Annotated in this window: 21 protein-coding genes, 1 pseudogene and 1 other annotated feature; of the genes and pseudogenes, 8 read left to right on the top strand and 14 right to left on the bottom strand. The window is 58.3% G+C overall.

Going from position 1 to position 18,553, the window contains the following annotated elements:
* Positions 1-71 precede the first annotated feature (71 nt).
* Positions 72-581: a TetR/AcrR family transcriptional regulator gene (locus tag EB835_RS02835; RefSeq protein WP_135807968.1), complete on the top strand. Its 510-nt coding sequence runs from the start codon at positions 72-74 to the stop codon at positions 579-581.
* 590 nt (positions 582-1,171) lie between these two features.
* On the opposite strand, the gene EB835_RS20390 is transcribed toward EB835_RS02835, so the two are convergent.
* Positions 1,172-1,477 carry a hypothetical protein gene (locus tag EB835_RS20390; protein ID WP_205749845.1) on the bottom strand — a complete coding sequence of 102 codons (306 nt, stop codon included), beginning with the start codon at positions 1,475-1,477 and terminating at the stop codon, positions 1,172-1,174.
* A 343-nt stretch (positions 1,478-1,820) separates the two neighbouring features.
* The gene (locus EB835_RS02845; RefSeq protein WP_135807970.1) at positions 1,821-2,840 is read right to left on the bottom strand and encodes an aldo/keto reductase; all 1,020 of its coding nucleotides are present in this window, start codon (positions 2,838-2,840) and stop codon (positions 1,821-1,823) included.
* A 135-nt stretch (positions 2,841-2,975) separates the two neighbouring features.
* Between EB835_RS02845 and EB835_RS02850 the strand changes: the two genes are divergently transcribed.
* Positions 2,976-3,563, top strand: coding sequence for a TetR/AcrR family transcriptional regulator (locus tag EB835_RS02850; protein WP_135807971.1), 588 nt, complete (start codon positions 2,976-2,978; stop codon positions 3,561-3,563).
* Between the two features lie 227 nt (positions 3,564-3,790).
* Here the strand turns inward: EB835_RS02850 and EB835_RS02855 are convergent, their stop codons facing one another.
* Complete coding sequence (locus EB835_RS02855) at positions 3,791-4,762, bottom strand: NAD(P)/FAD-dependent oxidoreductase (RefSeq protein WP_135807972.1); 972 nt, start codon at positions 4,760-4,762, stop codon at positions 3,791-3,793.
* A gap of 67 nt (positions 4,763-4,829) precedes the next feature.
* Entirely contained in the window at positions 4,830-5,399 is a 570-nt protein-coding gene (locus EB835_RS02860) for a helix-turn-helix domain-containing protein (protein ID WP_135807973.1), read from the bottom strand.
* Positions 5,400-5,515: 116 nt separating this feature from the next.
* Between EB835_RS02860 and EB835_RS02865 the strand changes: the two genes are divergently transcribed.
* Both EB835_RS02865 and EB835_RS02870 read left to right on the top strand, forming a co-directional pair.
* Positions 5,516-6,118 (top strand): class I SAM-dependent methyltransferase, encoded by a 603-nt coding sequence (locus EB835_RS02865; RefSeq protein ID WP_135807974.1) that lies wholly within the window; start codon positions 5,516-5,518, stop codon positions 6,116-6,118.
* A gap of 102 nt (positions 6,119-6,220) precedes the next feature.
* Positions 6,221-6,646: a DinB family protein gene (locus EB835_RS02870; protein ID WP_240688515.1), complete on the top strand. Its 426-nt coding sequence runs from the start codon at positions 6,221-6,223 to the stop codon at positions 6,644-6,646.
* Between the two features lie 149 nt (positions 6,647-6,795).
* On the opposite strand, the gene EB835_RS02875 is transcribed toward EB835_RS02870, so the two are convergent.
* From EB835_RS02875 to EB835_RS02915, 10 genes and pseudogenes are all read right to left on the bottom strand, one after another.
* Positions 6,796-7,188: a hypothetical protein gene (locus EB835_RS02875; RefSeq protein WP_240688516.1), complete on the bottom strand. Its 393-nt coding sequence runs from the start codon at positions 7,186-7,188 to the stop codon at positions 6,796-6,798.
* A gap of 18 nt (positions 7,189-7,206) precedes the next feature.
* Positions 7,207-7,512 carry a class I SAM-dependent methyltransferase gene (locus EB835_RS02880; protein ID WP_135807976.1) on the bottom strand — a complete coding sequence of 102 codons (306 nt, stop codon included), beginning with the start codon at positions 7,510-7,512 and terminating at the stop codon, positions 7,207-7,209.
* Between the two features lie 13 nt (positions 7,513-7,525).
* Positions 7,526-7,687, bottom strand: coding sequence for a VOC family protein (locus EB835_RS20395; protein WP_205749846.1), 162 nt, complete (start codon positions 7,685-7,687; stop codon positions 7,526-7,528).
* A gap of 66 nt (positions 7,688-7,753) precedes the next feature.
* Entirely contained in the window at positions 7,754-8,341 is a 588-nt protein-coding gene (locus EB835_RS02885; protein ID WP_135807977.1) for a MerR family transcriptional regulator, read from the bottom strand.
* Between the two features lie 26 nt (positions 8,342-8,367).
* Positions 8,368-9,229 (bottom strand): IS5 family transposase gene (locus tag EB835_RS02890; RefSeq protein ID WP_135807978.1). Its coding sequence is split into 2 segments (ribosomal slippage): positions 8,368-8,907 and positions 8,909-9,229, totalling 861 coding nucleotides; the frame shifts between segments, so codons are not numbered across the junction.
* A 199-nt stretch (positions 9,230-9,428) separates the two neighbouring features.
* Positions 9,429-10,499, bottom strand: coding sequence for a transposase family protein (locus tag EB835_RS02895; protein ID WP_240688517.1), 1,071 nt, complete (start codon positions 10,497-10,499; stop codon positions 9,429-9,431).
* 36 nt (positions 10,500-10,535) lie between these two features.
* Positions 10,536-11,417 carry an IS3 family transposase gene (locus EB835_RS02900; RefSeq protein WP_135807979.1) on the bottom strand — a complete coding sequence of 294 codons (882 nt, stop codon included), beginning with the start codon at positions 11,415-11,417 and terminating at the stop codon, positions 10,536-10,538.
* Positions 11,371-12,554: pseudogene (locus EB835_RS02905) on the bottom strand (IS3 family transposase). The gene EB835_RS02900 and the pseudogene EB835_RS02905 overlap by 47 nt, the downstream one beginning before the upstream one ends.
* Positions 12,555-12,645: 91 nt before the next feature.
* Positions 12,646-12,774: a sequence feature (AL1L pseudoknot), on the bottom strand.
* The gene (locus tag EB835_RS02910; RefSeq protein ID WP_164742795.1) at positions 12,735-13,040 is read right to left on the bottom strand and encodes a transposase; all 306 of its coding nucleotides are present in this window, start codon (positions 13,038-13,040) and stop codon (positions 12,735-12,737) included. Its footprint overlaps the feature before it by 40 nt.
* Before the next feature lie 57 nt (positions 13,041-13,097).
* Positions 13,098-13,310, bottom strand: a complete 213-nt coding sequence (locus EB835_RS02915; RefSeq protein WP_205749847.1) for a hypothetical protein — start codon at positions 13,308-13,310, stop codon at positions 13,098-13,100.
* 1,115 nt (positions 13,311-14,425) lie between these two features.
* Here EB835_RS02915 and EB835_RS02920 point away from each other — a divergent pair.
* The 4 genes from EB835_RS02920 (at position 14,426) to EB835_RS02935 (ending at position 18,552) form a co-directional block, all read left to right on the top strand.
* Positions 14,426-15,589, top strand: coding sequence for an aminotransferase-like domain-containing protein (locus EB835_RS02920; RefSeq protein WP_240688533.1), 1,164 nt, complete (start codon positions 14,426-14,428; stop codon positions 15,587-15,589).
* 736 nt (positions 15,590-16,325) lie between these two features.
* On the top strand, positions 16,326-17,066 hold the full coding sequence (locus EB835_RS02925) for a pyridoxamine 5'-phosphate oxidase family protein (protein ID WP_135807982.1): 741 nt from the start codon (positions 16,326-16,328) through the stop codon (positions 17,064-17,066).
* A complete protein-coding gene (locus EB835_RS02930; RefSeq protein WP_135807983.1) occupies positions 17,063-17,866 on the top strand; it encodes an amino acid ABC transporter ATP-binding protein in 804 nt (267 codons plus the stop codon). The genes EB835_RS02925 and EB835_RS02930 overlap by 4 nt, the downstream gene beginning before the upstream one ends.
* Positions 17,863-18,552 carry an amino acid ABC transporter permease gene (locus EB835_RS02935; RefSeq protein WP_135807984.1) on the top strand — a complete coding sequence of 230 codons (690 nt, stop codon included), beginning with the start codon at positions 17,863-17,865 and terminating at the stop codon, positions 18,550-18,552. Before EB835_RS02930 ends, EB835_RS02935 begins: the two co-directional genes overlap by 4 nt.
* The last annotated feature ends 1 nt before the right edge of the window (position 18,553 follow it).

Below are 18,553 nucleotides of genomic sequence, written 5' to 3' on the forward strand. Positions count from 1 at the left end.
ACATTTTGTTGCTTCTTATAGGCTACGTCCAACCGATCGTCGACGCAACGAAAAGTTGCTAATCTAGAAGGATGGCCCCATCGGATCCCAATGCTTCAACTGCTCGGGGGAGGATTCTCGCTTCCGCGCTGTTAGAACTCTCGCAACGTGGACCCCGGCTTTCCTATGACTTGCTCGCGGAACGGGCGCGTGTAAACAAGACGACGCTGTACCGCAACTGGCCTGACCCGATCGAACTTATTGTCGAGGCGCTCGACTCGGAAAGTGGCCGACCGGATGTCGAGCTCTCAGGCAACTCCGCTGAGCGGCTACGTGGTCTCGCGCGTGATGCACGTGCCAAGTTCACACAACGTGACGTAAGAATTGTCGCCGTCGTGATTGCCGCGGCGCAGAACGATGGCCGCGTTGCTGAGGCATTCGAACGTTACTGGCAACGACGCTTTAGTGTCGCCGGAAAGGATGCTGGCGCCGCTCAATTGCTTGCCGCTCAGACCATATTCCATGTACTCGTCCTGGGGCGGGAAATCACGGATGAAGACATCGATCGGTGGGTTGCTATTGCAATTCGATCTGCTCCTTGAGGCTACGCGTACCTCAGGACCCTGGCGTTGACTGTGCCACGTCTGTCAGCGAGCATCCTGGTCCTGCACCGACTATGAAGAAGGGTCTGCCTTGGTCTGCTTTATCGTCTCTCACGCCTTACTGATAATACCAAGGTAGGTTTGAGCGAAGGGGCCAAGTTTCAGCCCGTAACCCAGGCCGCGGTCGACAGCGATGTGGAAATTCCAGTAAGCGGCGATCGTTATCATCCAGTCTGACTCAATGTGTCCGAGGTGAAGTGCTGACCGGGCCGAAAGCAAAACCGCCGGTGGGGCATAGTCGTGTACCAGGTTGTAGAGAGACTCCTCGAGACGATAACACCGATGAAGACGCTGAGTGCGATCAGCCCATTTTCTGCACGCTGCTATGCCACCGCTCGTCGGTGAGACCATTCCTCCGCTGACATGTGGCTCCTTTCCTCTTGCTCTGGATAGCTGTGCAGTTGGGTTCAGAATGCCGAACGCTGGTTCCGAATGATCTGTACGAGGCTGTCAAGGTGGGGACTCCAATAGAAGGTGGCCGCGGTCAAGGAGTTCAATACGTGCTTGCGGGGCATTTTGCAGAAGAACTTTTACCCTGTCAGCCCGAAGTTCTCAACTTTCTGTCTCGAGGCCGCCGGCCCGAGGACGCCATAGGTGCGCAGCCAGCCATTAACCTTCGGATACAAGGCTCGATTGTTGGCAGAGTCGACGAAAAGCACGATTGAGCCCGGCGGGGCCAACAGCGCAATGTCGTGCTCCCCTACCTCGGGAGGGATAGTGGACACATCGGACACGCCGTGCGTGTACTGCCATTGGATCGCCTCACGCCCGAGCGCAGGACGCAGGGTCGCCTCAGTGACTGCTATCGGGGCGTTACCGTAAATCCAGATGGGCATCAGGATTCCGGAACGAACCCTTCCTCGTAGGCGATGCCGTTCTCCGAGATCAGGCCCTTAACAGCTGCTGGGTCTGTCAGAGCCAATCGCCAAGCAATCGGGGCCCGTGGTCCCGGACATTCATCGTTGACATGATGATGCCGATCGGCCCGAGGGAACGACGGGCTTCGAACTGATCGAGCAGTTTGGCAGGCAAGGTACCGCGATGAGGGGCGGCTGTCTACACGAATCGATCGTGTCTGGTCGCGGGCTCATGAGCGAAACGCCCGGGCATCTCCATGATGCGCCAACATAGAATGTAATCTCCTCCTAATGGGCATATCCGTCGGAAGCTTCGCCGTGGTCAGCGGCGTCGGAGTGCGGGATCAAGGAGCGCAGGTGGCATATCGTTCTTTTCCCCTGGAGCAAGATCGAGACCAGGCGGGACGATCGCATCGATCGCGTCGAGAATCTCTGACGACAAGACAATGTCAGCGGCGGCCAGCTGCGAGTCCAGGTGTTCCAAAGTGCGCGGGCCGATTAGTGCCGCGGTCACGGCCCGGTGCGTGGTGACGAAGCCCAGCGCCAGCTGAATCATAGTCAGGCCAACGCTACCGGCCAGTTCGGCCAGCTTCTCGACGGCATCGAGCTTGGCGCGATTGGCAGGCACAGTGAGATCGAAACGCGGCTGCATGAACGTTGAACGGCTGGTCGTGATCTTTTGCCCATCACGCACCGCGCCAGACAGCCACCCCGAGGCTAAAGGGCTCCACGCGAGTACGCCGAGGCCGTGTTCCTCGGTGACCGGCAGTACGTGACCCTCAATGCTGCGTTGGAGGATGGAGTAATTCGGCTGTTCGGTGACGTAGCGGCCAAGGCAGCGGTCGTGGGCGGTCCACTGTGCCTGTACGATCCGGTGTGCGGGAAAGGTAGAGCTGCCGAAGTAGCGGATCTTTCCCGCCTGCCGCAGGTCTGTCAATGCTGACAGCGTCTCCTCGTCGCTGGTGTTTGGGTCCCACCGATGCATCTGGTAGAGGTCGATGTGGTCGACGCCGAGTCGGCGCAGGCTGTTCTCGAGTGCGGTGACCAGCCACCGGCGTGAGCTCCCGCGGTGATTGCGCTCGTCTCCCATAGGTAGTGTCGCCTTGGTCGCCAGGACGACGTCGTCGCGTCGGTTACCGAGGGCCTTGCCGATCATCTCCTCGGATTCTCCGCCACTGTAGGCGTCGGCAGTGTCGATGAGATTAACCCCCGCATCGAGCGCAGAACCGACGATGGCTTCGACGTCGCTCTGGCTGGTCCGGCCGATCTGGCCGAAGTTCATTGCACCGAGTGCGAGGGTGCTGATCTGGACGCCGGTGCGTCCGAGCGTGCGGTACTGCATGTGTGAAGTTCCTTTCATCGGGCCGAGCTCCTTCGGCCAAGTGCGCTTCCTCTGGCATGATAGAAGCGGAGCAATGCTCCGAATCAATTATACGGAGCGCTGCTCCGTTTATCAATATCGTCATCAAGAGGTTCTATGGCCGACAGTCAGAAGCGATCCGCTCGGGCAAAGCGCGCGGACGCCCAGCGGAACGAAAATGCGTTGCTTGATGCGGCTGCGGCGGTGTTCGTCGCTTCGGGGGTCGATGCGCCGGTGCGCGAAGTTGCGGCGAGGGCGGGTGTTGGAATGGGCACGATCTATCGTCACTTCCCGACTCGCGCGGATCTCATCGTCGCCGTCTACCGACACCAGGTCGATGCCTGCGCAGACGCTGGCCCTGCCCTGCTGGCGGGCGGCGGTTCGCCTCATGCTGCGCTTGCCCAATGGGTCGACCTCTTCGTCGGCTTCCTCGTCACCAAGCATGGGCTCGCCGCTGCCCTGCGGAATGACCAGGCGAGCTTCGACACCCTTCACGCCGATTTCGTCGACCGCCTCGTTCCGGTATGTGCGCAGATGCTCAACGCTTCCATCAGGTCGGGCGAAATTAGAACCGATGTCGGCGCCTATGAACTTCTGCGAGGGATCGGCAATCTCTGCATCTTCGCCGATCAGGACCCCCGCTACGAGGCACGCCGACTCGCGCGCCTACTCGTGACCGGCCTGCTTCAGGCTCCCTCGACCTGATCTCACTGCGAAAGTGCAAAGATAATGAGTACGTAGTTCGCCTCACCGGCGCGGTTTCCTCTCGTTGTTGAGCGAGTGCCGATCGGGCGGCCTCTTACTTTGGTGGAAGCACGCCATTCATCGTCTTGTCCGGTCCTGGTCAACATCGTCGGCGGTGCCCCGAGAATCGAGGTCCGTGACCGTGGCGACGAGATCACGCTTCGACCCCGCCGACGGCTCATTGATGTCTAAATCGTCGATCCGGCGTCCGATTGAAGTTCTTCTTTGAGATTCTCTGGCCACTGGGCCATTGCGGTTCGCGTGTCTTCATGCATGAGGTCGGCGTTGACTGCGCCTCCGAGTGCTGAGCCCGCTCCCATGGACATGGGGACGTTGGCATAGATATTGGCGAGGTTGCCGGCGGCCCATATGCGTGGGTGGCTGGTACGCCCTGATGCGTCGACTGCTAAAAACGCTCCGTGATCGGTCACGGTTCGTTCGAGGTCCGGGGGAAGGAAATCATCTCGTGGGGTCAATGTCGTACCGAGGAAGATCGCATCCACCGCCGTGAGGCTGCCGTCCTCGGTGGTGATTTGCAGTGTTCCGTCCTGGGCTTCGGCAACCGACGCGACCCGAGAGGGGTTCACGATGGTATTCCGAGCGCGCAGTCGTTTTCGTGTGAGTTCGTCGAGGGGCTCTGCGGCGGCGGTGAATGCCGTGAGCGAATCGGTCCACTGCCGGACCAGCTGGGCCTGGTAGGGGCTCATGGTGTCGGTTGCAATGACTGCGAGGTGCTGGCCGCGAACTTCCCAGCCGTGGCAGTAGGGGCAGTGCAGCACGCGAGTGCCCCAGTGCTCGGCCAGGCCCGGGATGTCGGGAAGACCGTCCCGGACGCCGGTCGCCGCGATCACCCTTCGGGCGGAGAAGGATCGGTCAACCAGGTCGACGATAGCCGCGTCGTCGTTTGCGACAGCCCGAGTCACCCACCCATCTACGAAGGTCACGTTATAGGGCGCGAGCTCGGAGCGTCCGATGTCCCGCAGCTTCTGTGTGGGCAAGGTGTCGAGACCGAGGACGCCGTGCATCCGGTCGGCGAATCGGTTACGCGGCTCGCCCGCATCGATGACGAGTACGCTTCTCTGGGCTCGGCCGAGCATGTGAGCGGCGCTGAGGCCCGCAGGACCTGCGCCGATGACGATTGCTTCAAAATCTGTGTTCATGCCCCCACTCTCGAAGAAGCTCCTCCTTCCTTGCAAGAATTTTTGCAATACTGCAAAGCACTGGGTCTCAGACCTCAGCGACGTGGACACGTTCGCCTTGGATGCCGTAGAGAGCGATGATCTCTGCGGATCGCTCCGGGTGGGCGTTGGCGATCCAGTGCGGTGTCATAGTGTCGAACTCGGCGGCTTCGCCGGCGTAGAGCACGGTGCGCTGATCAGACAGCGCAAGGGTTACCGCACCACTGAGAACGTAGAACCACTCGCGACCGGGGTGCGTGTTGAATTTCGGCAGACGGGACTTCGAGCTCGGCGGATAAATCACCTTGAACCCTTGCAGACCTCCGGTGGGAACACCGAGAGGGATGAACGTCAGCCCATACCTGCGAACCGGTTTAAGGTGCACCCTCGGATCACCGACCCGGGGGGCTGCGACGAGGTCGTCCAAAGGCAGTCCGTAGACCCGAGCGAGGGGCAGCAGCTGTTCCAGGCTCGGCCGGACTAGGCCCCGCTCCAGACGAGAGATCGTGCTAGCGGTGATCCCACTGCGCTCAGCCAGTTCCGTCAGATTCAGTCCGAGCACCTGACGACATCCCCGGAGTCTTGGGCCCACTGCGTCAAGGACCTCGTCGTCATCCATCGTTTTCCTCCTCGCCTACAGAATCAGCAATTGCAATTCTGCAATTGCGCTAGCGTCTCTGCAAACCAGGGTGAGAGCGTAGCTCGTGTAACCAGACGACAGGAGTACCGAAGGCCATGACCGAACCAAACGAATACGGGGTGGCAGCTGGCTATCCACAGCCGAACACGCGACTGATCGAGATCGCTTCCCACTTGATACCAGGCGATGCCTTGGAGGTGGGCTGCGGCAATGGCGGCGATACGCTCTGGCTCGCCCAGCGCGGCTGGAGCGTCACTGCGGCCGACATCGCCGCGACAGCAGTGCACCGGTTGACACAGCTGGCCCAGGAGACCCACCTGGAGCACCGAATAACCTCGTTGCGCTGGGATCTCAACCAGGGTCTTCCTCCAGGTGACTTCGACCTGATCAACGCCCACTACCTTCACGCCGGGCCCGGACTGGACAGGCCCGGAATATTCAGAACTGCAGCTCACGCCCTCCGGCCCGGAGGCCACCTCGTTGTCGTTGATCACGGCTCCATCGCCCCCTGGTCGTGGGACCAGGACCCAAATGTCGGCTTCCCCAGCCCGCGTGAAGTCCACACAAATATCGAGTTGGACCCGTTGTCATCGCAACTCGTGCGATCTGACGCCCAACAGCGCGTGGCTAGCGGGCCGGATGGACGCATCGGCGAGGTCACCGACCACATTCTCATGATCCAACGCACCGGACTCTGACGACAACGAAGAACTTCACACACGACAAGGAAAGCCACCATGATCGCACCCCGACGACGCCGAGACACGCCTCCCCCGAGGACCGGAAAAGCAGAGGCCGACGTGCTGCGCGGATTCCTCGACTACCTCCGCGAATCTATTGCAACGAAGGTGGAGACTACACCGGAGCCCGACATCAGAACAGCCCAGGTGCCCACGGGAACCAGCCTCTTGGGGCTGCTCAAACACCTCGCCCATGTCGAGGAAGCGACCTTCCTCGGCCACAAAACCACCAACTGGCCATCAACGTTTCACTGCACCGCAACCGACACGCGCGACAGCATAGTTGCCCGCTATCGTACCGCGGTGAAGCGGGCCAATATGGTGCTGGATGAGAACACTGATCTCTCTGAGCCTGTTCCTTACAACAACGACCGCCCAGGGCCCACCGCACGCTGGGCACTGGCACATATGATCGAAGAGACTGGCCGTCACGCCGGACACGCAGATATCCTGCGCGAACTCATCGACGGAACTACAGGACGATAGGATGCACGCAAAAGAACGTGGTAGCCGGCACAGCTGACGGAAGCAGGAGTCCGACGAGGAGGTTGCGGATTGCGCATCCGACGAGAACAACGCCTTCCGCTGTGAGGACAACACCACAGCCATGTCGAGAACCAGGGTGTTCTCGATCGTTAGGAATTCTCGGGCTTCGGCGTCGTTGGGGTCTCGTCGGGTTCTTGTGCGTTCCGCTCGTGCAAGAGCCCGATAGCTTTTCCCAAAGCCGCGTTCGCGGCTTCGAGCTGAGCATTGCGTTCTTCGAGTTCGGCGATGCGTTTGGCTTGGTTGTCTTCGATTGCTGATTGCATCAGTTGCCTCGGATTGTGGGGGATTCTGCCGACCCTGGACCATGGGATCAGACCACGGTCAAGATCGCCGTTGAATGCTGCCAGTCGCCATTTCCTGAACTGGTCACGGGTGAACTCTTGTTCGGCTAACCATAGGGCTCTGTACCCATATGGGATCTTCTCGTATTGGTAGACGAAGTTACGGATCTCTTCGACAGTGTATCCAGGGGTGATGGCCACAGTGCTCCGGTTCCTCTCTCATCCGGAGTGGCTCACAACCAGCCTGACACAGAGGGCTGCGGCAAGGTTGACGACACGATTGCAGCCCTCATCGAGAGCAGCCAGGACGAGATAATCGATGAGCTTCGTCCGCGCGGTCATCCACCATCCGCTTCGCGCAATCGGCTGGGCCCGGGTCATAGCAAACCCTTCCTCACCAGCAAGCGCCCGTGCCAGAGGGTCTGTGAACAGCGCGTCCGGCCGATCTGATTCGATGGCTCGATAGGCTGCCACCAGCCGGGCAGTGTCGGTGACATCCGAAATCAGTGACTGTTTGCGAGTCATGGTGGAGTCCTTCTCACGTCAACGCAGTCAGGAATGACCAGAGTCGCTGTTCGGGATCGCGGGCTCCGTACTCGCGATAACCATAGGGCTGATCGATCGGTTCGTAGACGATCTCTGCGCCGTGCCGAACAGCGTGCCGATAGTGGGCATCGACGTCGTCGACGATGATTGACATCTGCGCGGTCGATGCCCCCAGCGTCTGCGGAGTCTGCAGGCCGAACTGCTCAGAAGCCTGGTGCAGCTAGATGACTCCGTCGCCGGCAGTGACCTCAGCATGGAAGATGTCTCCGTCCGGCGAGCGGGCCAGACGTCCGGGTTCGAAGCCGAAGGCGGTGGTCAAAAACTCGGCTGCTGCCTCGATGTCGTCGTAGACGAGTGTCGGTATGCGTCGTTTGATCGTGCTGGTGAGCATGGACATATCCTCCAGAATGTCGAGGAAATCGTGGATATTGAGAGCGCTGCTTCGTCGGTCAAGCGCATCGGAGACGGCAGCGAGTCGGTTGCGCAGCCGGTGTTCGACGCTCAGATGGTCGTCGATGCGTTCGAGGTGGTGACTTATTGTGGCTGGGAGATTCCACTGGGGATCGTCAAGGGCGGCAGCGATGTCGTCGAGTCCGAAGGCGAGTTGGCGCAAAGCGACAATTCGGTAGAGTCGATGCACATCCTGGGTCGAATAGAGCCGATGCCCTGCCCTTGAGCGCTCAGACGGAGTGAGCAGCCCGATCTCGTCATAGTAGTGCAGAGTGCGAACGGTCAGGCCCGTCGCGTCGGCCAACTCCCCGACCCTGACGGAGTTCTGGCCCGATAGTTCGTCGATTGCTTTCTTCATATTTCCGACACTGGGCCATGTCTCCTTTATCGGCGGAGCCATGTCAGGATCGCGCTGATCACGACTGCCGCCCGGTAGGTGGTGGGGAGCTTGTCGTATGTCGTCGCTAATCCTCGCCATTGCTTGACGTACGAAAACGAACGCTCCACCACGTTGCGGTTCCGATAGGCACCGGCGTCGAATTCCGAGGGCCGTCCACCTTTGGTGCCGCGTCTTTTCCGAGTCGCGATCTGGTCCTGCTTCTCCGGGATAACCGCCCGAATGCCATGGGAACGCAGGTATTTGCGGTTGCGTTTGGGCCCAAACTCACGATCAGCCAGAATAGCGTCTGGACAAGTGCGAGGGCGACCGCCGACGGCCCGCGGTACTCGGATGTCAGCCAGGGCCTGCGGCAGGATCACCCCGTCATGGCACTGTCCACCAGTGACTACCACTGCCAGCGGCCAGCCTTTACCGTCGACGGAATGGTGGATCTTCGTCGTCAGCCCACCACGTGAGCGACCAATGCCATGCCCGGCTGGTTCACACTCCTGATCGGGCAGATTCTTGCAATTCGACGTAGCCCCCTGTGTCCTGGTCAGGGCGCGTAGTGTTGGTCGCGTGCTGGTGGGCACGATTGATGGTGCCGTCGACGGAGATATTCCAATCGATGCCACCGGCCGCGTCGGCTTCAGAGAGCACTCGGACCAGCACACGGTCCCACGTGCCATCAGCGGCGTAGCGGTGATGGCGTTTCCATACCGTCTGCCAGAGTCCGAAGTGCTCACGAGGCAGATCGCGCCAGGCGATGCCTGCACGATATCGATAGACGATTCCTTCGACTATCCGGCGATTGTTCTCAGATGGTAGGACTCTCTTGCCGATATTCGAGGGCAGAAGAGGTTCGATTCGCGCCCACTGCTCATCAGTGAATACTCGGAGTCATTGCTGTGTCGTCACGACTCCACCGTGCCAGTGCTGGATTGGTCAATAAAGGAGACACACCCTGATGCGCGACGGACTCCAGTTCACAACCGGAGTGCCTCATGTCAAGACCCCCGGGAAATGCAGGCCGTGCCTCACACATATTTCCCCCGCCAACCGGGTCTCAGCCAGCCCGGGTGTGGTGGACCTTGATGCCCGCGGGATCCGGTAGCGCCTGAGCCTTCTCGATCTCGCGTTCAAGTCTCGCGGTCTTGCCTGCGGCGAGCTTGATCAACCGTTGTTGGATCTGGTCAATCCCGGCAGCGAGGTCGACCAAGTCCAGGCCTGCCCGGTATTTCTCAAGCTCTCGTTTCTGCTTGGCGTTGAGGATCCCGGAATCAAGCAGTCGCCGGTACGGGGTCTTCGGGGTGTCGTAGAGGCGTTTGCGTCGGCCGACACGATCGGTGGAATACCCCGTCGGTTTCTTCGTCGGGGTGAAGTAGTTGAGCCGATCATTGACCAGGGCCCATAGGCGTTTGAGCAGATCGAGTTCGGTCGGGGTGTCGTAGCGGTAGTAGAACCCGTATCGGCGCACGAGGTGGTTGTTCTTCGACTCGATCGTGGCCTGATCGTTCTTCGTATACGGCCGTCCCCGGGTGAAGAAGATCTTCCTCTCAGCGGCCCAGTCGATGAGGTTGTAGTTGATGAACTCGGACCCGTTGTCGAAGTCGAGTCCAGTCACCAGGTAGGGCACGGTATTGACGAATTGTGTGCAGGCATCGACGACGTGGGTCGCAGCGTTGTTCCTGATCGCGTGGGTATAGACCCACCCAGTGTGCATGTCGGTGTAGTTCACAGATCGGGCGAACTCACCCTTGAGCGTCGGGCCGCAGTGGGCGACGGTGTCGACTTCGAAGAAGCCGGGTTCGTCTTCGACTTCGTCACCGGCTTTGCGCACGGTGATGGAGTTGCGCAGCAGGCTTCCGGGTTTCGTTGCTGATTTCCCGCGCAGGGGGTCCTTGTCGCGGACGGGTTTGAGATACCGGTCGATGGTGGCCGGACTCATCGCCAACAGTTCCCCACGCACGATTTCGCTGTAGCGGCCTTTGCCCGGGATCAGGTGCCGGTGGGTTTCGAGGGAATCGAGGAGACCGTCCATGGCCGCGGCGAGGTACTTGCCGCAGATGCCACCGGCGATCGACCACACGTATTGCAAGATCTTGACCGCATCGTAGGAGTATTTGCGGGCTGTCAAGCCCCGGGTTTCGTAGAGGCTCCTTTTCTTGGTTTCCTAAGCAGCCGCGGGCTCTGCCGCGGACTGGTTGATCCATTCAGAATGAACCTCGGTAGGCGGTCGGTAGCCAATCGCTGAATGCAACCTGGACTGGTTGTACCAAGCCACCCACTTCGACGTCTCCGCCATCACCTCAATCAGCCCCGACCACACCTTCCGGTCGATGAGCTCTGCCTTGTAGACCGAGTTCAATGCCTCGGCCATGGCATTGTCGTACGAGTCCCCACGCGACCCCACCGACGCCACGACCTCGGATTCTGCCAGGGTCTCCCCATAGCGAATCGACCGGAATTGCACCCCGCGATCCGAGTGGTGGACGAGCCCGGAGACGTCTTCGCCGGCCCGGTATTTCGCAGCGAGAGCCATCGTCAGAGCGTCCCTGGCCAGTGACTCCCGCATATGGTTCGTCACCTGCCAACCGACGATCTCCCGGTGGAAGACATCAAGGATGAACGTCGTGTACACCCACCCAGCAGACGTCGGAACATAGGTGATGTCCGCGACCCACAAACAATTCGGTGCCGGCGCTGCGAACTCACGTTCAACCAGATCATCCGGACACTCCTCAGCCCTAGCCGAAGCCGTCTTCGGACGCTTCCTCCTGCGTCGAATACCGTCGATGCCCAGCTGGCGCATCAACCGCTCCACCGTGCAGCGGGCCACCGGCCCGAACTGATCGGCGTACTCGCGGTTGATCGCCTTCCACATCTTCCGCACCCCGTAACAGGAATAGTTCGCCTCATAGACATCCTGGATCACCACCATCAGCGCCTGGTCCCGACGGGCCCGGGCTGATAGTTGGGACTGCTGAAGGTTGAGTTGACTCCGGGGTTTATGCCGCCAGGGCGACGGCCTTGTGATGAACAAACTCGTATTCAACCGGAGTCAGTTTACCTAACCTCCGCTGTCGACGCTTCCGGTGATAGGTCCGCTCGACCCAGTGCACGATCGCTGTGCGCAACCTCGCTCGCGTGTCCCAGCGGCCCCGGTCGAGGACGTTCTTCTGCAGCACGGCGAAGAACGATTCCATCGCCGCATTATCACCAGCAGCACCGACCCGGCCCATCGATCCGACGAGCCCATAATGCCGTAAGGTCTGCTGGAACTTCCGAGAACGAAATTGCGACCCGCGGTCCGAGTGGACCACGCAGCCGGCCACGACGCCAGCCCCGCCACGACGGGCTACAGCATCGTCAATCGCTTCCACAGCCAGTCGGGATTTCATCCTCGAATCGATGGCATAGCCAACGATCCTGTTGCTGAACACATCCTTGACCGCGCACATGTACAGCTTGCCCTCACTGGTGTGATGCTCGGTAATGTCGGTCAACCATAGTTCGTTGATCCCTGTCGCTGAGAAGTCGCGTTCGACGAGGTCATCACACACCGGCGGGCCAGGCTTCTTACCGTGTTTCCGGGCCCGTTTGATCGTGTGGGAAAACAGCTCCTCCTGGGAGCACAATCGCCACACACGACGTTCTGACGCCTCGTGCCCAGACGCCTGGAGTTCATCTGCGATGAACCGGTGCCCGAATTCAGGATCGTCCATGTGCACGTCGTAGGCGGCATTGATCACGTACGCTTCGTCCCAGTCCCGGGCCGGGACCGGATTTGCACACCACTTGTAGAACCCCTGCTTTGTAAAGCCGAGCACCCGACAGGTCACTGCCACCGGCACACCGGCAGCAGCAAGGTCACGGACCAGCGGGTACATCATTTTGGGTGGTTGCCACCAAGTTTCAGATTCGCTTGCGAGAGATAGGCGGCGGCCTCGCGGAGAATCTTGTTCTCTCGTTCAAGTTCCCTGATGCGTTTCAGCGCTACCGCTTGAGCGCGTGACTCGTCGGGCTCGGTCGCGGGCTCGAGTCCGTGGTCGCGTAGCCGTGAGTCGCGGACCCAGGCTTGCAGGGCTGATTTCGAGATGCCGAGGTCGGCGCAGACCTGCTTCTGGGTCATCCCGTCGCCCAGGAGCTCGAGCGCTGACTGCTTGAACTCATCGGTGTAGATCTTTGGCATGACTTCCATCCTTCCTGGAACTTATCCAGTCGTGAAGTCAACCAAACCTTCAGCAGTCCCGTTCGCGTTTCTTGAACGCGTAATACGAGCTCACAGCAATCCGTGCCGCAGTCCCTTTCAGGGCGCGCACGATTGGCTCGACTCCGAACTCGTGGCGATTGTCGTCGATGAAGGCGACGATCACTTCGATGGGCGGTCGAGCTCCGCCGCGAAGAAAGCCGATGCTCTCTTCAGAATCTCGTTGGCCCTCTTCGCTTCGGCCAACTCAGCCCGCAGCCGACGATTCTCCGCTTCCAAGTCGACCGACTCGGCCGGGGTGGCTTTGCCGGAATCCTTGTGCTTGCGCACCCAGACTCGCAAGGTCTCTTTACTCAGACCGAGTTCGTTCGCGACGCGGGTGATTGCTCCGTTCGCGGTGTCCGGATCGGCCTGGGCATGGATGACGAGCTCGACGGCACGAGCCTTGAGTTCGTCGGTGTATTTCACTGGCAAGAGAGAAACTCCTTCTTCCAATCTCCCTGCCTCTATTATCCCCGGGGCGATTCAGGCCTTCGTCTTCCTGCCGTCGATGACCGCGACTGTCGCTTGCGCCCGTCCTTTGGGCTGTCGGGTGCGGCGGGTCAGTTGCTGGCGTGCATGGTCGCGATTCCAACCGGTGAGGTCGGTGACGGTGTCGAGGATCGCGGCTTTGCGCTTCTTCGAGGCCGTCGTGTAAGCGGTGGCGTACTTCTTTGTGATCTCGATTCTCGTGGTCATCGAAACGTCCTTGTCGGCCATGACCCCATCGTCGTCGTGCCTCGTGGCGCGGTGGAAGTGTTTCGCGGGGATATTTCTGTGAGGCACGACCCCTTGCTACGCGGGGACTTTCTACGAGTCTCGTCGACAACTACTGTTATTGCTGAAGATGCAATACGCTTGGGTTGCTGGGCGAGAGCAACTTCGTATCGACACCGGCAAGCACCACAACCCGATCAGGCTCTGACGAATGAGTAGTATGCCAGCAGGCGCCCGCGGCGATCCTGGTTGGATGATCCGAGATACCGAACTGCGCCCTCACATTACGGAACTCAATGCTTTCCGGCAAGTTTTCCAGCTTGACCCATTGGCGGAGGCAATGTCGACCCTCGCTTTCGGTTTCATCCTGCCTTCACCGATGCAGTGCAGGCACTTTCTGCCACCGGTTACAAACCTGTCAACGCAGATAGAGGTCAGAAAGACTTTCACCTACGAGGTGTTCCTTGATCGGGTCGAAAGTGATTCGATCGTAAGTTCCATTTGCCCTGGTCACAGGAAGCGTTCTCTCTATCGCCGCCGCTACAGGCCCTCCGGCATCGGTGGATTCAGGCTTAGATACTGCGCTTAGAAGCCTGTATCCGCGTGTCGGCGGGGCTACAGAGTTTGGTCACGATGCGGGCGTTTCGAACCCCTGGCACTCCATCTACTCCTGTAGCAGCGTGGGCAGATTCAACACTCTCAACCTTCAAGAACCGGAATACCTGCTGATAAGCTCACGGTCATAGGCAGAGGCGCTGAGCCTCGCGACTAACAGTAAATCAACTATTGAATTGATTCTCATGGCGCGCACTGAACTACCCTTTTCTCTGCAGCTTGACTTCTCTGGTGAGGGCACGCTAGCTAGACGGCTAGCACGATCTATCGTTCAGGCACTGGCGGAAGGTCAACTATCCGATGGAGATCGGATGCCGTCTACACGAGCGTTGGCGAAACACAAGAGAGTTTCCCGTTCTGCAGCTGTTGATGCCTATGAAGAATTGATCGCCTCCGGTTTTCTTGTTGCTCGAGCAGGAAGCGCAACAATGGTCGAGGAAGGTGCCCGGCGAGCAGCACTTTCAGGAGTAAGAACATCCTCGATGCCTCGAACTACCCCTCCTCGGGGTGGCGAGCCGTCACAGTGTGCAGATAGCCCCCGTTATAATCTATTACCCGGATTCCCAGACCCGGTCTTGCTAAACAATCAGAGCTGGAGATCCGCGTGGCGTAAAGCTGCGGCTGGGTCCACCGCTGACTGGGACGATAGCCATCCAAAAGAACATCACGCGCATCAATCGCCATATCATTTTTTCCCCGACTTGAGGTTAGCTCTGGCTGACCATATCCGCCGCACTAGAGGCATCGTCTGCGCCCCGGAAGATATTTTCATCTTCCCAGGATTCGCCGTGGCTCTGCGCATCCTAGTGCCGACGCTAGTCAACCATGCAGGTCCTATAGCGTTTGAGAATCCAGGATTTGTTAGCGGACGTCGTGCACTGGAGCAGGTCGGCTACAGGCTGAGGCCTATCACCGTCAACCATGACGGGATATCTGTGGACCACTTGAAATCCGCAGATGTTGCAGTCTATGTAACCCCTGCACATCAGTACCCACTTGGAGCACGAATGAGCGTGGATCGCCGCCGCAAGCTACTTGAATGGGCTGCCGCAGACGACAGACTCATTTTCGAAGATGATTATGATGGCGAGTTCCGATACGACGTTCCTCCGATGCCCGCACTGCGCAGCATGAACCTCGGCGGCAATCACGTTGTCTACCTCGGCACAGCTTCCAAGGTCCTATCGCGCGACCTGAGAATCGCTTGGGCAGTGGTACCAGAACGTTTTCGAGAGATTGTCCGACAGCGTGTAATCAGCCAGGGTGATTATGCGAACCCGGTGGCGGCGAGAGCTCTCACTTATATGCTGGAATCTGGATCGATGATAAGACAAATTGCTTCATCTCAGCGCACCTATGGTGCTCGACGAGCCGCCCTTACCGCTGCGCTGAACAAGCAACTACCTGAAGCGACACTTCACGGAATCGACGCCGGATTGCACCTAGTGCTCACACACCCGAGACTGCGCGACGATGTCGCAATAGTCCGCAAATTGGCCTCGCAAGGTCTCATTTGTGTTGCTCTTAGCGAGACCTATCTGAGCAACGAAGAAAGTAGGAGCGGGCTAATCTGCGGATACTCTCGGTTGCCTGAGTCCCTGGCTGCCAGTGCAGCGGGTCTACTTGCCGATGTCATCAACAACTAAGCCTGGATCCACCGATCGGGTTACGTTCGTGACAGTGCGTTAACATCGAGGATGACCCTGTGGTCAGGGTAAATGGAACTTACCGCAGCTCGTCTTCTTTCAGACCAAAAAGCATCTCTTAGATGCAACTATCTAATCGCCCCGGCGAAACGTCAGCGACCTTCTACGATCCGAATCTCGTGTCGATCGCCGGCTCGTACCTAACGACAAAAGTGCCAATCCAGGCGAAAGCGTCACTTCTCTTGTGGCCGGGATGGTCGGCGGCGCGGATTCCATTGATGACATAACCCTACTCAAACAAGACAGCACTGGCGCAGTCTTCACGAACCGACACACGCAGTCGATGCCGTCGACTCCAGGAGCCTGACCAAATTGAGCAAACAGCTCCCGCGGGCGACCAACAGCCCGGCGAGGTGGATCCAGGCTTATATGACCGGCCAGTATCATGATCTAGCTCAGTACCGGAGAGAAGCTGTGGCTATCACCGAGTCTATGAGATTGCGACTCATTCACGACCCTGTCGCGAAGGTCATCGGCGGCCAACTGCCAAGTTTAGCTTCGGAGCAATAGATTACTGGTCTGCCGTTTGTAGATCAAAGTGGATCTTCCTTAATACCACTTAGGTCTTGCAAGATTGAGGGACCAATTCGGCTTACCTGCACGGAGCAGTGCAGCTTCCGTCAGGGTCAGCCGATAGCCAAGGTCCGCTCATTGTCTTTAAATGGAGTAGCACTAAATGACATCGACACCACTTTCGAATACATCACGTACCACGATATCAAGCAAAGGGCCAAGGGAACTCCTGGCACAAACTGAACGACAAAATCTTTATGACGTGCTTGACGCTGGCTTCATCGGCAATCTTGGAGTGACGCTTGACGAGCGTCCCCTCGTGGTCCCGACTGCATATGCACGTAACGGGGACAAAATATATATGCATGGGTCAAGCGGAGCAAGCACTTTGCGTGCTGCTAATTCAGGGGCCCTAGTCTGCTTCACAGTCACGCATGTAGACGGGATTGTCTACGGACGCGCCGTTTTCAACAATGCAATGAACTATCGCAGTGCTGTAGTTTATGGAGTCGCTCGGGCATTAACGGATTCGGACGAACGCCTCGTTGCACTGCGCCACTTCAGCGAGCGACTCGCCCCAGGAAGTTGGGATACTGCACGCAAACCGAATTCGAAAGAGCTTGCACAAACAACTCTTCTGGAACTATCGCTCGAGGAAGCAAGTGTAAAGATCAGCGATCGGTTTTGCAGAGTAGCAGATCAAGATCTAGACAGAAATCAGACATGGTCGGGAGTGTTGCCAATTCCAGCACCGCAGTTCGGAGAACCCATCACGGACCCAAGTCTTGCTCACCCGGTCCCCTCGGTCCCAGAAGCGGTTTATTCGCGCAACTACCCAGAAGCGCCGCCTCGCAAATACTCGGGTACGGCACAGGCCAAAGAGAGCAGTGTAAGTCAAGTATGACTCTAGAGAGCGATTCCACAAGCGCCCCGACCGTGGCGCCTGATTTCGCGGTCCACGTCCGTAAGTTGGGTAAAAGCTTTGGTTCACAAGAAGTATTGCGGGATGTTGATATCGAGATAGCCGTGGGTGATGTCGTCACACTTATCGGACCAAGTGGCTCGGGGAAGAGCACTCTCATCCGCTGTCTGAATCTATTGGAAACACCGACTACTGGCTCAATGACAGTATTGGGCGAGTCCGTGTTGCGTAATGGGCGTGTACTACTGAGTGGGTCGAGACAGCAAGGCTACAGGGCAAAAGTTGGCATGGTATTTCAATCATTCAACCTCTTTCCAAACTTGTCCGCGCTCGAGAACGTGACACTTGCTCAAGTGCATACCCTAAAACGCAGTGCTAAAGAAGCGAAGGAACGTTCAGCACAGTTGTTGGAATCCGTGGGGCTGGGCAACCGAATGAGCCACAAGGCTAATGAGCTCTCTGGAGGACAACAGCAGCGTGTCGCGATCGCCCGGGCATTAGCTATGGATCCACAGGTTATGCTCTTCGACGAGCCGACTAGCGCGATTGATCCTGAACTTCGAATCGAAGTGTTGCGAGTGATGAAGGATCTCGCTACAGCAGGCATGACCATGGTGGTCGTGACTCACGAACTGAAGTTCGCAAGAACTATTGCTGATCATGTGATCTTCTTGGCCGACGGATCAATCGTCGAGCAAGGACCGCCTGAGCAAATCTTTGAAGCGCCAGAGAATGAACGTACACACCAGTTTATCGCGGCGCTCGAGGAGACCGAATTGTGATCTGGTTAATAGACCTGCTCAGAGTAGTACCGCTTACATTGATGCTATGGGGTGTCTCCTTCGTCACCGGGGCCATCATCGCCGTGTTTGTAGCGGCAGCAAGGATGAGTACGTACCGAATGCTGCGGGTTTCCGCAACCGTCTTCATTGAAACCCTGAGAGGGATCCCCACGCTGGTCTGGTTGTTCATCGTCTTCTTCGGGATAGTCCAGTTTGGATTTAGCCCTACCGCGACCGCATCGGCAATCATTGCCCTATCTTTATCTTGCTCGGTGTATTTAGCGGAAGTGTACCGGTCTGGCATCTCCTCAGTAGATAAGCAACAGCGGGAAGCGACCCAGGCTCTCGGCCTACCACGGTTGATATCGATGGTAAAAATCATCCTTCCGCAGGCCAGGCCTATAATTCTTGCGGGGATGGGAACGTTCGCCATCCATCTGCTTAAAGAGACCGCTTTAGTGTCTCTGCTGGGTGTTGTCGACATCATGAACATCGCGAACTATTTAGTTCAACAGGGCGAAAATGGTCTTTCCGTGTTCTTCGCAGCAGGACTAATATACATGGTTTTATGTGTGCCGATTGCCATCGTTGCTCGATTACTGGGAGATATCCAAATCAAACGTGGTGGGAAACCAGCCGTCCGAAACGATGCCGACTCAGGATCGCAAATACTAAAGACAGGTTAAA

Origin of the sequence: Brevibacterium sp. S22 (assembly GCF_004745485.1) — a bacterium.
GTDB lineage: Bacteria > Actinomycetota > Actinomycetes > Actinomycetales > Brevibacteriaceae > Brevibacterium.

Coding starts and splice junctions, on each gene's coding strand:
- EB835_RS02860 (WP_135807973.1), bottom strand. CDS start 5,399: ATGGATGACGACGAGGTCCTTGACGCAGTGGGCCCAAGACTCCGGGGA.
- EB835_RS02885 (WP_135807977.1), bottom strand. CDS start 8,341: ATGAAGAAAGCAATCGACGAACTATCGGGCCAGAACTCCGTCAGGGTC.
- EB835_RS02845 (WP_135807970.1), bottom strand. CDS start 2,840: ATGCAGTACCGCACGCTCGGACGCACCGGCGTCCAGATCAGCACCCTC.
- EB835_RS20395 (WP_205749846.1), bottom strand. CDS start 7,687: ATGTCAATCATCGTCGACGACGTCGATGCCCACTATCGGCACGCTGTT.
- EB835_RS02855 (WP_135807972.1), bottom strand. CDS start 4,762: ATGAACACAGATTTTGAAGCAATCGTCATCGGCGCAGGTCCTGCGGGC.
- EB835_RS02865 (WP_135807974.1), top strand. CDS start 5,516: ATGACCGAACCAAACGAATACGGGGTGGCAGCTGGCTATCCACAGCCG.
- EB835_RS02920 (WP_240688533.1), top strand. CDS start 14,426: ATGCCTCGAACTACCCCTCCTCGGGGTGGCGAGCCGTCACAGTGTGCA.
- EB835_RS02915 (WP_205749847.1), bottom strand. CDS start 13,310: ATGACCACGAGAATCGAGATCACAAAGAAGTACGCCACCGCTTACACG.
- EB835_RS02930 (WP_135807983.1), top strand. CDS start 17,063: ATGACTCTAGAGAGCGATTCCACAAGCGCCCCGACCGTGGCGCCTGAT.
- EB835_RS02880 (WP_135807976.1), bottom strand. CDS start 7,512: ATGACTCGCAAACAGTCACTGATTTCGGATGTCACCGACACTGCCCGG.
- EB835_RS02835 (WP_135807968.1), top strand. CDS start 72: ATGGCCCCATCGGATCCCAATGCTTCAACTGCTCGGGGGAGGATTCTC.
- EB835_RS02925 (WP_135807982.1), top strand. CDS start 16,326: ATGACATCGACACCACTTTCGAATACATCACGTACCACGATATCAAGC.
- EB835_RS20390 (WP_205749845.1), bottom strand. CDS start 1,477: ATGCCCATCTGGATTTACGGTAACGCCCCGATAGCAGTCACTGAGGCG.
- EB835_RS02850 (WP_135807971.1), top strand. CDS start 2,976: ATGGCCGACAGTCAGAAGCGATCCGCTCGGGCAAAGCGCGCGGACGCC.